12 protein-coding genes are annotated in these 12,756 nt (G+C 69.1%); 9 read left to right on the forward strand and 3 right to left on the reverse strand.

Annotated features, from left to right (window positions below; translation table 11 throughout):
• Positions 1 to 22 precede the first annotated feature (22 nt).
• Both JOD27_RS06525 and JOD27_RS06530 read right to left on the reverse strand, forming a co-directional pair.
• Positions 23 to 790: a hypothetical protein gene (locus JOD27_RS06525; protein WP_204761244.1), complete on the reverse strand. Its 768-nt coding sequence runs from the start codon at positions 788 to 790 to the stop codon at positions 23 to 25.
• Positions 791 to 940: 150 nt separating this feature from the next.
• A complete protein-coding gene (locus tag JOD27_RS06530; RefSeq protein WP_307829947.1) occupies positions 941 to 3,118 on the reverse strand; it encodes a translocation/assembly module TamB domain-containing protein in 2,178 nt (725 codons plus the stop codon).
• Positions 3,119 to 3,195: 77 nt separating this feature from the next.
• On the opposite strand from JOD27_RS06530, the gene JOD27_RS06535 reads away from it, so the two are divergent.
• Positions 3,196 to 4,347, forward strand: a complete 1,152-nt coding sequence (locus JOD27_RS06535) for an AI-2E family transporter (protein ID WP_204761245.1) — start codon at positions 3,196 to 3,198, stop codon at positions 4,345 to 4,347.
• On the opposite strand, the gene JOD27_RS06540 is transcribed toward JOD27_RS06535, so the two are convergent.
• Entirely contained in the window at positions 4,344 to 5,540 is a 1,197-nt protein-coding gene (locus tag JOD27_RS06540) for a GGDEF domain-containing protein (protein ID WP_204761246.1), read from the reverse strand. The two genes, JOD27_RS06535 and JOD27_RS06540, sit on opposite strands and share 4 nt — an antisense overlap.
• A gap of 141 nt (positions 5,541 to 5,681) precedes the next feature.
• Between JOD27_RS06540 and macS the strand changes: the two genes are divergently transcribed.
• From macS to JOD27_RS06575, 8 genes are all read left to right on the forward strand, one after another.
• The gene (gene macS, locus JOD27_RS06545; protein ID WP_307829948.1) at positions 5,682 to 6,842 is read left to right on the forward strand and encodes a MacS family sensor histidine kinase; all 1,161 of its coding nucleotides are present in this window, start codon (positions 5,682 to 5,684) and stop codon (positions 6,840 to 6,842) included.
• The gene (locus JOD27_RS06550; protein WP_204761247.1) at positions 6,839 to 7,501 is read left to right on the forward strand and encodes a response regulator; all 663 of its coding nucleotides are present in this window, start codon (positions 6,839 to 6,841) and stop codon (positions 7,499 to 7,501) included. The genes macS and JOD27_RS06550 overlap by 4 nt, the downstream gene beginning before the upstream one ends.
• 20 nt (positions 7,502 to 7,521) lie before the next feature.
• On the forward strand, positions 7,522 to 8,031 hold the full coding sequence (locus JOD27_RS06555; protein WP_307829949.1) for a DUF1707 SHOCT-like domain-containing protein: 510 nt from the start codon (positions 7,522 to 7,524) through the stop codon (positions 8,029 to 8,031).
• A gap of 88 nt (positions 8,032 to 8,119) precedes the next feature.
• A complete protein-coding gene (gene tdh, locus JOD27_RS06560) occupies positions 8,120 to 9,151 on the forward strand; it encodes an L-threonine 3-dehydrogenase (protein ID WP_204761249.1) in 1,032 nt (343 codons plus the stop codon).
• Positions 9,151 to 10,329 carry a glycine C-acetyltransferase gene (locus JOD27_RS06565; protein WP_204761250.1) on the forward strand — a complete coding sequence of 393 codons (1,179 nt, stop codon included), beginning with the start codon at positions 9,151 to 9,153 and terminating at the stop codon, positions 10,327 to 10,329. Before tdh ends, JOD27_RS06565 begins: the two co-directional genes overlap by 1 nt.
• Positions 10,330 to 10,511: 182 nt before the next feature.
• Entirely contained in the window at positions 10,512 to 10,637 is a 126-nt protein-coding gene (locus JOD27_RS45860; RefSeq protein WP_275591603.1) for a hypothetical protein, read from the forward strand.
• An 86-nt stretch (positions 10,638 to 10,723) separates the two neighbouring features.
• The gene (locus JOD27_RS06570) at positions 10,724 to 11,803 is read left to right on the forward strand and encodes an alpha/beta hydrolase (protein WP_204761251.1); all 1,080 of its coding nucleotides are present in this window, start codon (positions 10,724 to 10,726) and stop codon (positions 11,801 to 11,803) included.
• A 4-nt stretch (positions 11,804 to 11,807) separates the two neighbouring features.
• On the forward strand, positions 11,808 to 12,650 hold the full coding sequence (locus tag JOD27_RS06575; protein WP_204761252.1) for a LysR family transcriptional regulator: 843 nt from the start codon (positions 11,808 to 11,810) through the stop codon (positions 12,648 to 12,650).
• Positions 12,651 to 12,756 lie beyond the last annotated feature (106 nt).

The following is a 12,756-nucleotide window of genomic DNA, read 5'->3' on the forward strand; positions in this document are numbered from 1 at the left end:
TGCCGCGGACCGCGCGCTGAGGTCAGTCGGGGTTGATACCGGGCTGCTTGCCCGGCGTCACGGTCACCTCGTCGGTGGACGGCGCGAGAGCGCGCGTCACCGCGGTGCCGTAACCGTTGCCGGACGCAGCCAGAGCAGCGATCGCACTGCCCTTCGCCGACCCATAACCGTCGGAGCACGAAGCGCACTGCACCGGCGCGGGGGCCGGAACGGGCAGCTTCGGGAACGGGTTGCCGGGCAGGGACGGGTGCTGCTCCGACGGCACGACGAAGTCGTTGTGCTCCAACAGATCCGTCCACGAGACACCGGACGGGCCGGTGAACTGCGAGACCACAGGAGCCGGCTGTGCGGCCTCGGTGGCGGCCGGGGTCTCCGGGAAGATCACGTCCAGGGACCGCTCGGTAGCGGCGGTCTCGGTCTGACCGATCCTGGTGACCTGCGGCAGGATCCGGTCGGCGATCTGCACGACCGCCTGCTGGACCTGCACGTCGGGCAGAGCGGCGCGAGCCTTCTGCTGCTCGGCGCGCACCGCTTCGTCGAGCTCGTGCACTGCGATGGCGGCGGGGACGACGACCGGCATCTTCTCGTCCGCAGAGACGATCTTGGTGACGACGTCGAACTGCTGCCCTGCTTCAGAAGGCACCGTCTCGGCCGCACTGGCCGAGGACGTGGTGAGCGCCCAGGCGACGGCAGTACCCGCGATCGCACCACCGACAGCGAGCAGCGCTCGGGTGGCGAACCGGCGGAAGCCGTTCGCTCCCGTCTTCGCTCGCAGACCGGCGGAGAACAACGCAGGAAACCTCGCTACTCGGTGGCACTCAAGGGATTCGCCGACGATCATGGTGATCGAGTCGACGTCGGCGACTCTGCCAGTCCCGGTGCCCCGAATGCACGCTGAGAGCGCTCGGTTAACTACATCGTGTGAACTCCCCGCCCAAGATCAAACCCGTTTCAGCACCCGCGCCGCACCGGCGGCCGCGGTCGACGCGAGCACCCAGCCGACGGCGACGAGCAGCCCCGCGATCCATTGGGACACACCGGTGAACTGCCATTTCCCGTCGTGGCCGAAGTCGACGATCGGCAGCAGCAGGTCGAGGGACAGCAGCCAGGCGTTCCACACCGGGTCCTCGTCGGAGTTGAGCTTGAGCATCGGGTGCGAGTTGAACCAGAGCGCGCCGCCGAGCCAGAACACGCCGAGCCAGCAGATCGCGAGCCACGGCCGGTAGCCGTAGCCGACGGTCCACCGCTGCACCGCGCCCCAGACCCGCCCGGCCCGGCCGAGTTCGGAGTAGCGGCGGCGTTGCTTCTCCAGCTGGACCTTCTGCGCGAGCTCCTCCTCACCGCCCTGCTGGTAGACGGCGGCGAGCTGCTCGTACGGTCCGGGCGCGAAGTCCGGCTGCACCTTGAGCAACCACTTCAGCCTCGTCTCGACCGGCACCTCCGGATCGGCGGTGATGCCGGCGAACTCGAAGTCGTCGACGGCGACGCCGCCCTCCGCGTCCCACAGCCCTGGGCCGTCGGTGACCGAGACCGCCTTGAGCCTGCTCAGCACGACCTTGCCCTTGGGCTGCTGACCCGCCGGGATGTGCAGGCGGAACTGGTGCACGGTGAGGCCGTACGCGTTGAGGGCGATGTCCGCGGCGGTCGAGCCGAGGTGAGAGTCGCTGAACGTCGCCATCTTGCCGACCTCGCCCAGCCGGAGCCGCACGCCGCCGACCGCCGTGAACCCGCGGCTGCACAGGAGATCCTTGCCGATCGTGATGGCGCGGGCGTCGAGCGACGGCTTCTGCGTGCCGTTGGGCCGCAGCCGCGGCAGGGTCAGCTCGGCACCGGACATGTCGAGAGTGGAGCCGATGTTCGCGTTCTGCAGCCGGACCGAACCCTTGGCCTTGAGCTCGCGCAGGAAGAGCGTGCCGCCGATCTCGAGGCGGTCGGCGAACAGGACGTCGATGCCGGGCCCGTGCAACGACACCCCGGACATGCTGGCACTGCCCTGGATGTGCGCGTTGGAAAGCCGGACCTGGCCGTAGGTCTGCAACGGGAGCGACCGGACGCCGGCGCCGTTGACCGCGCTGCGGGCCTCGACGTCGCCGCGGACCTGCATGCCGTCCGCGTGCAACGCGACGGGGATGCGGTTCGTGACGTCACCGGCGAGCTCCTCCGCGACCTCCCTCGGCCCGATGACCGCGCCGGACAGCCGGAGGTACCCGCCGATGCTCGCGTTGGGCAGCCGCACGGTGCCGGTGCTGGTGAAGCCGTCGTCCAGCTCGACGTTGCCCTCGACCCGGATGCGGTCGGCCACGAGCGTCGCGGCCTCGTCGGCCGATCCGTGCGGCAGCACCAGCACCTGGTTGTCGACGCGGTGGGTGGAGTGCAGGCGGGCACCGGTGAACTCGAGGTTCCCGCCGACGCGCGCGCCGTCGAACAACACCCTGCCGTCCGCGGTGAACCGGCCGCCCTCCGCGTTGCAGAAGACGTTGCCCGCGACGACGATGCCGGACGCGTCCAGCGCGTCCCTGCCGGTGTTGATCAACCGCGCTCCACCCAGGTGGACGCTGCCGCCGATCGCCGAGCCGCGGAGCCGGACCTCGCCGTTGGCGCGCATCGCTATGGCCTGGACGGATCCGCTCACCCTGAGCCGGGCGCCGAGCAGCGCGTGGGACGTGTCGCTACGCAGGACCGCGCCGGCCAGCCGGAGCGTGCCGTCGACGGCGGCGTCGGTGAGGTCGACGGTGCCGGTGCAGGTGAAACCGGCTTCGAGGACCAGGTCGCTGAAGACGCGGAGGTTGCGGCCCTGCAGGCCGGGGACGCGGGTGCCGCGCAGCCTGAGCCCGATGAGGCGGGCCATGCGGAGGTCGAGCGGTTCCTCGAACGTGCAGAAGGTGAGATCGATGACGCGCGTGACGCGGGTGCCCTCGAGCTCGAACTTGCCGGTGATCCGCGCGTTTCGCAGGCGCAGCGCGGGCAAACCCTTGCGCGGTACGCGGTACATGCCGGTCAGCAGTCCGGTGAGCACCTCGCCGCGGACGCTCTGTCCGGTCAGGTCGAACTCGGTGCCGCCCGCATAGGCCCCGGCGACCTGGCGTTCGATCTCGGTCAAGTCTTCCGGCTTGATCACTTCGTCCTCCCCTGACGAACGGATCATCCCTATCAGGTTCCGCGTTCGCCAGGGTCCGAACAGTTAACGTGAGGCATGTGAGCGCACCGGAGTCGGAGATCAGCAGCCGCGTTCCACTGCTGCTGCGGGTGAGTGCCGCGCTGAGCTGGCGGTTCGTCGTTGTGGTGGCCGCGTTGTACGTGGTCGCGTACGTGCTGGGATTCCTCGCGTCGATCGTGATCCCCGTCGCAATCGCGCTCCTGCTCGCCGCCCTGCTCTCGCCCGGCGTGGCGAAGCTCGTCGAGTGGCGGGTGCCGCGCGGCGTGGCGACGACGGTGATGATGATCCTCGGCATCGGCGTGCTCGGCGGTGTGCTGACGTTCGTGATCAGCGAGTTCTCCCGCGGTCTTCCGGAGCTGCAGACCCAGGTGTCGGCGTCGCTCGACACCATCCAGCGGTGGTTGAAGGACGGGCCGGCGCACCTGTCCGACGCGCAGCTGCAGAACTACCTCGACGAGATCGTGAAGACGATCAAGGCGAACCAGGCTGAGATCACCTCCGGCGCGCTGACCACCGCCGCGACGCTCGGCGAGGTGCTGACCGGGCTGCTGCTCGCGTTGTTCACGCTCATCTTCTTCCTGCACGACGGTGACGGGATCTGGCGGTTCGTGATCCGTGCGGTGCCACGTGACGTGCGCTCGCGTGTGGACGTGGCAGGCCGTCGGGGGTTCGGCTCTCTCGTTTCTTATGTGCGCGCAACGGCCGCGGTCGCGGTGGTCGACGCCGTGGGCGTCGGTATCGGGCTCGCGATCATCGGGGTGCCGTTGGTGGTGCCGCTGTCGGCGTTGGTGTTCCTCGGCGCGTTCATTCCCATCGTCGGTGCGGTGTTCACGGGTGCTGTGGCCGTGTTGATCGCCTTGGTCACCAACGGGCCGATCGCCGCGCTGGTCGTTCTCGCGGTGCTCATCGGTGTGATGCAGCTCGAGTCGCACGTGCTGCAGCCCTTGTTGTTGGGTCGTGCGGTGAAGCTGCACCCGTTGGCGGTCGTGCTCGCCATCGCGGGAGGCTTGGTCGTGGGTGGCATCGCCGGGGCGTTGCTCGCGGTGCCGTTGCTGGCGGTGCTGAACTCCGGGATCCGGTCGCTGGTGTCGGAAGCCGACGCCGAGGAGAACCCGGAGAAGGTCGACGTGCTCAACCCGCAGGACACCGCGCCGAAGGACGACAAGAGCGAGCGGGTCGAAGAGCTTTAGGCCATCGACACCAGGTTGCGGCCGTACGCCTTGGCCGCGAGCAACGCCGCGTCGGCCGCGACCAGCAGGTCCGGCAGCTCGTAGCCGAACCGTGTCGTCGTGGCCACGCCGATCGACACGGTCAGCCCGCGCAGCTCGTGCGGCTTGCCGTCGGTCGCCATCGTCGGCACCCGCAGCGAAGCCACGGCCTTGCGCACCCGCTCTGCCACCGACTCGGCCTCCTCTGGCGTGGCCTCCGGCAGCAGGACGACGAACTCCTCGCCACCGAACCTGCCCACGAGATCGCCGCGGCGAACGGTGCCGCGCAGCAGCAGCGAGATCGCGGCGAGTGCGGCATCGCCGGCGAGGTGGCCCACCTCGTCGTTGACCTTCTTGAAGTGGTCCAGGTCGAGCAGCATCACGGCCACGGGGCGGGTGCGGGAGGAGGCCTTGTTCAGTTCGTAACGGGCGCGGCTGTCCCAGTGCACGGCGTTGGCCAGGCCGGTTTTGGCGTCGCGCTGGGCCGAGCGGCGCCACTGCGGGAGCTGGGCTGCGCGGTCCAGGAGGGCCAGGGACGGCCCGGCGATCAGGGCGTGGACGGCGTTGGACTCGGCCACGCACCCCATCAGACCGCCGATGGACACCGCGACGATGCCGAGGATGACGTCGATGGGTTCACCGACGTTCTCCTCGAAGGACGCGGTGGGGCGGCGGAGTTTCAGGCCGCACGCGATCAGGGCCGCGCGCAGGGTCAACAGGATGGCCCCGGCGAGGACCAGCACCAGGAGGCTGACATGCGGCTTGGACCAGCCGATCAGGTAGCGGGTCGCGAAGACGGCGATGGTGGTGGAGCTCAGGGTGAACAGCCAGCGGTGCGTTTCCGGGCGTTGCGCGAGCAGGCAGTGCAGGGCCGGACCGAAGAGGAGCAGCACCAGGAGGTTCGGTGGCAGCGCAAGGCCGCCTGCGGTCAGGTACGAGAGGTGGGCCGCCCACGGGTTGCGCTCGGTCTCGCCGAGGCGGTGGCTGTAGATCGAGCTGCCGATGATCACCGCGCCCGCCGTGCCCGCGATGGCGGCGAAACGGCCGATGTCGGACGGTGACGGGGTCGGCGTCGAGATGATCACGTAGGTGACGATCGCCAGCGCGACGATGTCGATGATCAACCAGTAGCAGAGCGCGGGCCGCCGCAAAGTCCACACCGGCCAGTCCCGCACGTGTATTGCCCTCCCCCCAACCGGGAGCGCTGCCCCGAACCCGGAGAGCGTCGCACATTCCTCCGTTCGGCAGAAGACGGCCACCTGGGGGTTAGCCAGCACACGTTCACGGGGCAGGATGTTGTCTGAAAGGAGCACAGCGTGCCCAAACTGCCTGCCGAACGTGTGACGAAGGCGATCGACGACCCAGCCACCCCGTTGTGGCGCGGGACGATTGCTCTACGGATAGTCACATTCCTCTTCGCGGCGGCGAACGTGATCGCGAACCAATCCGGCTACATCAAGCCGTGGCTCGCGTGGACGACGCTCGGGGTGATGGCGCTGTGGTCCGTTTTCACCAGCCGCGCCTACAGCACCACGTGGGGCAGGCGCTGGCCGATCGTGCTGTTCGACCTCGCGCTGACGTGCGGGCTCATGTCGCTGTCGCCGCTGATCATGTCCGACCACCAGCTGCTGACGCTGAACGTGCCGCTGATCACCACGATCTGGGCGTGCGTGCCCGCGGTCGCGCTGGGAGCGCTCGGCGGGCCGGCCGCGGGTTTCGGCGGCGGGCTGGCGATCGGCCTCTTCACCTACCTGTCGAAGCGCGTGCCGAGCCTCGACCTGCTGCGCGACGTCGTACTGCTGGCGGGCGCGGGCATGGTCGTCGGCATGGCGTCCGCGACGGCCCGGCGTTCCGCGGTGCTGCTCGCCCAGGCGTTGCGCGTGGAAGCGGCGACGGCGGAACGGGAACGGCTCGCGCGTTCGATCCACGACAGCGTCCTGCAGGTGCTGGCCCGCGTCCGCAAGCGCGGGCTGGAGGTCGGTGGCGAGGCCGCGGAACTGGCGAAGCTCGCGGGCGAACAGGAAGTCGCGCTGCGCAACCTGGTCGCGGCCGCACCCACAGACTCCACTGTGGACGGAGAGATCGACCTGCGTCCCGGCCTGCAGTTGCTGGCCACGCCGAAGGTCCAGGTGTCCACCCCGGCCACCCAGGTCATGCTCACCGCCACGACCGCGGTCGAGCTCACCTCACTCGTTCGCGAGGCACTGTCCAACGTGGACAAGCACGCCGGCGAGGACGCGCGGGCGTGGGTGCTGCTCGAGGACCTCGGGGAGGAAATCGTGCTGAGTGTCAGGGACGATGGTCCCGGCATCCCGGAAGGCCGGATCGCGTCCGCTGCCGCGGAAGGCAGGATGGGCATCGAGAAGTCGATCAAAGGCCGGGTGGAGTCACTCGGCGGCACACTGGAGCTCCAGACCGGGCCGGGGGAGGGCACGGAGTGGGAGGTTCGGGTGTTCAGGAAGGGGGCGGCAGGATGACGGTCTCGGTGATGGTCGTGGACGACCACCCGATGTGGCGCGAAGGCGTCGCGCGCGATCTCCAGGAACGAGGCTTCGAGGTCGTGGCGACCGCGGGTGATGCCGCCTCGGCGGTGCGCATCGCGAAGGCGGTGCGGCCCGACGTGGTGCTGATGGACCTCAACCTGGGCGAGCTGTCGGGGGTCGACGCCACCCTGATGATCACCAGCGAGCTGCCCGAGACGCGGGTGCTGGTGCTGTCCGCGTCCGGCGAGCACGACGACGTGCTGCAGGCGGTGAAGGCGGGTGCGTCCGGCTACCTGGTGAAGTCCGCGTCCTCGGAGGAACTCGTCGAGGCCGTGACCCGCACCGCGGCGGGCGACGCCGTGTTCACCGCGGGCCTGGCCGGGCTCGTGCTCGGCGAGTACCGGCGCATGGCCGCCGCGCCCGACGACTCGAAGGACAAGCCGGAGCTCACCGAACGGGAGACCGAGGTGCTCCGGTTGGTGGCGAAGGGCCTGACCGCACGACAGATCGCGAACCGCCTGGTGATCTCCCACCGCACGGTCGAGAACCACGTCCAGTCGACTTTGCGGAAACTTCAACTGCACAACCGGGTGGAGCTGGCGCGTTATGCCATCGAGCACGGTCTCGACAGCGAACCGGAGGCAGAGAAATGACAGACCCGAGAGAGTTACGCGTGTCCGACCAGGAACGTGAGCACGTCGTCAGCCTGCTGAACAAGGCCGTCGGCCGGGGCATGATCACGCTCGACGAGTTCACCGTCCGCACCGACACCGCTCTCGCCGCCGTGACCAGGGCCGATCTGAACGCGGTGCTCATCGACCTGCCGGGCATGGTCAACAACGAGCTGGCCAACGCGCGCACCGAGCTGAAGAACACGATGGGCACCACGGTCCGCAAGGGTCACTGGGTCGTGCCGCGTGAGCTCGTCATCCGCAACACGCTCGGCACCACGAACCTCGACTTCACCGCGGCGGAGGTGCCGCCGGTCGTCAACGTCGACCTCGACGTGTCGCTGGGGTCGGTGAAGCTCGTGCTGCCCGCGGGGTCGTCGGTCAACGTCGACGCCGTGGAGATCACCGCCGGTGAGCTGAAGGACAAGGTCCACACCGCCGTCGGGAGCCCGCACTTCCAGGTCAGGGGCTCGGTGCGGGGCGGCTCGGTGGTGATCAAGCGGAAGCGGTGATCCGCGGGTTCACCTATACAGCTGAGCTGCACAAGGACTTCAGAAAGTCCTGATGGACTGCACAAGCGGCGAGGGTGACACTTCCCGCATGAAGGCTCTCGTCAAGGTCGCCGCTGGGCCTGGCCTCGAACTGACCGACGTCCCCGACCCCACACCGGGGCCCACCGACGTGGTCGTCAAAGTGCTGCGCACCGGCATCTGCGGTACCGATCTGCACATCGACTCGTGGGACGACTGGGCGGCTCAGAACATCAAGGCGCCGCTGGTCCTCGGCCACGAGTTCGTCGGCGAGGTGGTCGAGATCGGCGCCTCCGTCACCGGCGTGAAGGTCGGCGACCTGGTCAGCGGCGAGGGCCACCTCGTGTGCGGGACGTGCCGCAACTGCAAGGCTGGGCGGCGGCACCTGTGCGCCAACACGCGTGGGCTCGGCGTGCACTCCAACGGGGCGTTCGCGCAGTACGTGGTGCTACCCGAGCAGAACGCATGGGTGCACCGCACGCCCGTCGACCTGGACGTGGCCGCGATCTTCGACCCGTTCGGCAACGCCGTGCACACCGCGTTGAGCTTCCCGGTCATCGGTGAGGACGTGATCATCACCGGGGCCGGGCCGATCGGGATCATGGCCGCCGCCGTCGCGAAGCACGCGGGGGCGCGCAACATCGTGATCACCGACGTGTCCGAGCACCGGCTGGACCTCGCCCGCAAGGTCGGCGTCGACCTCGCGGTGAACGTGGCTCACAAGACCATCGAGGAAGCCCAGCACGAACTGGGCATGGCCGAGGGCTTCGACGTCGGCATGGAGATGTCCGGCAAACCGTCGGCGCTGCAGAGCATGATCGCGAACATGGCGCACGGCGGTCGCATCGCGATGCTGGGGCTGCCCGCGGAGGAGTTCCCCGTCGACTGGAGCAGCGTCGTGCTGAAGATGCTGCACATCAAGGGGATCTACGGCCGCGAGATGTTCGAGACCTGGTACTCGATGACCGTGCTGCTGCAGCGCGGCCTCGACCTCGCGCCGGTCATCACGCACCGGTACGACCACACGCAGCACGCGGAAGCGTTTGCGACCGCGCGTGAAGGCAAGTGCGGCAAGGTCATCCTCGACTGGACGGGAGCCTGATGTACGGCGAGCTGAAGAACGATCTCCGCAGGACGATCGAGGAGATCAGGGAGGCCGGTCTCTACAAGTCCGAGCGCGTGATCGCCACCCCGCAGAACGCCGCCGTGCGGGTCGGCAAGGGCGACGAGGTCCTGAACTTCTGCGCCAACAACTACCTCGGGCTAGCCGACCACCCGCGTCTGATCGAGGCTGCCAAGAAGGCCCTGGACGACTGGGGCTTCGGCATGGCGTCCGTGCGGTTCATCTGCGGCACGCAGGAGCCGCACAAGGAGCTGGAGCGCAAGATCTCCGAGTTCCTCGGCACCGACGACACGATCCTCTACAGCTCGTGCTTCGACGCGAACGGCGGCCTGTTCGAGACGCTGCTCGGCGCGGAGGACGCGATCATCTCCGACGAGCTGAACCACGCGTCGATCATCGACGGTGTGCGGCTGTCGAAGGCTCGTCGGTTCCGCTACAAGAACCGCGACATGGACGACCTGGAGCGTCAGCTCAAGGACTCCGCCGACGCCCGCTACCGGCTGATCGCGACCGACGGTGTGTTCTCGATGGACGGCTACCTCGCGCCGCTGGACGAGATCTGCGACCTGGCCGAGCGGTACAACGCGCTGGTCATGGTCGACGACTCGCACGCCGTCGGCTTCACCGGCCCGACCGGCCGCGGCACCCCTGAGCTCTTCGGCGTGCAGAACCGCGTCGACATCGTCACGGGCACGCTCGGCAAGGCGCTGGGCGGTGCGTCCGGCGGCTACACGTCCGGTCGCGCGGAGATCATCGAGCTGCTGCGGCAGCGCTCGCGCCCCTACCTGTTCTCGAACTCGCTCGCGCCGTCGATCACCGCGGCCGCGATCGCCGCGCTGGACCTGCTGTCGTCGTCCTCCGAGCTGCTCACCCAGCTGCGGGCGAACACGGAGCTGTTCCGCCGGCGGATGACCGAGGAGGGTTTCGACCTGCTGCCGGGCGAGCACCCGATCATCCCGGTGATGATCGGCGACGCGGCCGAGGCGGCACGGCTGGCCGACCTGCTGCTGGAGCAGGGCATCTACGTGATCGGCTTCTCGTACCCGGTGGTGCCGCACGGCAAGGCGCGCATCCGCACGCAGATGTCGGCCGCGCACTCGACGGAGGACGTGAACCGGGCGGTCGACGCGTTCGTCGCCGCACGCGCCAAGATGTGACCCACGACACACCGCGGTAAGAATCCGGACGATTCGCGCACTTCCCCCTGAAGAGCGATCGTGGAGGACTTCTGCGCTGTCCTTCGCGATCGCCTGGCGCAAGCTCGACAAGATGCCGTCCAACGCACTGCCGACACCACCGCGGTTCCAATCCGTGACGTCATCACCGCGCCCAGCACGGCTTGGCCGCAGGCACCGCGATCTCGTCGACGGAGTTCCTCGCCATTGGACCGACCACCGGCGAACCGCACATACCGGCCGGTGTCGTCGTGAACGGCAAGGCGGAATCCCCCATCATCGAACGGTGATCGGTCTATCCGAGGTACGCGGAAATCGTTCCGCAAACGTTCGAAGATGGACACACCCGGTCGCGCGGACGATGGACGATCGGCCTGTGTCCAGTTCACGGCAACGGATGGCCCTCCGCATGGCCACCCGCGGGGTGGCGGCCGCGTTGCGCCTGCCCGATCGGGTGATCCGCGCGATCGTCGGTGCGCCCGTTCAGGTCGGGGGGGCGCTGCTGAGCCCCACGGCGCAGCTGCTGATCACGCTGGAGCGGGCAGTCCCGAGGGCCGCGCCCAACGTGGTGCCCGACCTGGTGGCGGTCCGCAGGGACTTCGACATCGCGTCGTCGGTGCTGCTCGCCGGCGTCGGACGGGACGTGCAGGTGCACGACACCGTCGTGGCCGGCGCGCGCGGCCCGATTCCGGCGCGGGTCTACAGCCCTCCCGGTGCGTCCGGTCCGCTCCCGCTGCTGGTGTTCTTCCACGGCGGTGGCTTCGTCCTCGGCAGCTTGACCAGCCACGACGGCATCTGCCGCTTCCTGAGCCGGCATGGTGGCGTGCGGGTCGTGGCCGTCGAGTACGCCCTCGCCCCTGAGCACCCGTATCCGGCCGGAGTCGAGGACGCCTACTCCGCCTTCCAGCACGTCGTCTCGAACGCGGAGCGCTTCGGCGGTGCCGGCGAGGTCGTGGGCGTCGGCGGCGACAGCGCGGGCGGAGCGCTCTCCGCCGTCGTGGCGCAGCGTTGTGTCGACGAAGCGGTGCCGAAGCCGGCCTTCAACCTGATGCTCTACCCCGCTGTCGACGGGCTGAGCGAGCACCGGTCGCGGCAGCTCTTCGGCAGCGGGTTCTTCCTCAACAGCGAGGTCGTCGACTGGTACCGGTCCTGCTACACAGCGGACCTCACGCGGCTGCTCGAACCGTACGCCTCGCCGTTGCGCGCTCCAGACTTCCGCGGTCTGCCACCGACCTGCGTGGTGACGGGAGGGTTCGACCTGTTTCGGGACGAGGGAACCGAGTACGCCGAGCGCCTGAAGGACGCCGGTGTCGAGGTGGTCCACCTGCACCGCGACGGCTTGGTGCACGGGTTCGCTTCGTTCCTCGCCTGCGACAGGCACGCCCGGCAGGCGATGTTCGCCGCCGCGGCGGAGCTGAGTCGCATGGCTGCTGTGGCGCGTGAACCCTCATCATGAGGGGGTGATCGACCCACGACGACTCCGCGTGTTGCGCGCGCTCGCCGACCACGGCACGGTGACGGCCGCGGCCGCCGCGCTGCACCTCACGCCGTCAGCGGTGTCGCAGCAGCTCGCGGCACTGGAGTCGGAGGCCGGTCATCCGCTGTTGCTCCGAAAAGGACGAAGGGTCTCGCTCACCCCGGCGGGTGAACTGCTCGTCGCGCACGCCAACGTCGTTGCGGCAGAACTGGAACGCGCACAGGCCACTTTGGACGCTCTCACCTCCGGCACCGCCGGACGGGTCGCGGTGGCGGCGTTCTCGTCGGCGATCACGCAGGTCGTCGCGCCCGCGCTGGCGGTGTTGCGGGAGCGGTCGATCGAACTGTCCGTGCGCGACGCCGAGGGGCACGAGAGCGTGCGACTGCTGCTCGACGGCGAGATCGACGTGGCGATCACCGAGGAGCACCGGTCGACGGACCGCTTCACCACTTTTCCGCTCTACACAGAGCCTTTCGACGTGGTGCTGCCGCCTTCGCACCCCCTCGCGGGCAATCCGGTCGACCTGGCGGCGCTGGCGGACGAGGACTGGGTCGTGACGCTGCCGGGCAACCCGTTGCGCGACGTCGTGGAGATGGCGTGCGCGCAGGCCGGGTTCACGCCGCGGATCAGGCACACGTCTGACGACTTCCGGGCCATCGAGGCGTTGGTGGCGGCGGGAGCCGGGGTGGCGTTGGCGCCCCGGAACGCCGTGCCCGGCGTCCCGGTGACCGGTGTGGCGCCCTTGCGACGAGTGGTGGCGGCGGTGCGCAAAGGCTCGGAGGACCACCCGTTGATCAGGGCGGTCCTAGACGAGCTGCGGTCCTAGGGTGGCGGGATCGACAGGCGCAGTTTGGCGGCGATGCGCGTCAACGCCTGCATGTCGCTGTCGGTCAGCGAGTCGAGAACGCACTGCCGGACCGCGCGCAGGTGCG

The sequence above is a fragment of the Lentzea nigeriaca genome (assembly GCF_016907955.1).
GTDB classification, from domain to species: Bacteria; Actinomycetota; Actinomycetes; order Mycobacteriales; family Pseudonocardiaceae; genus Lentzea; species Lentzea nigeriaca.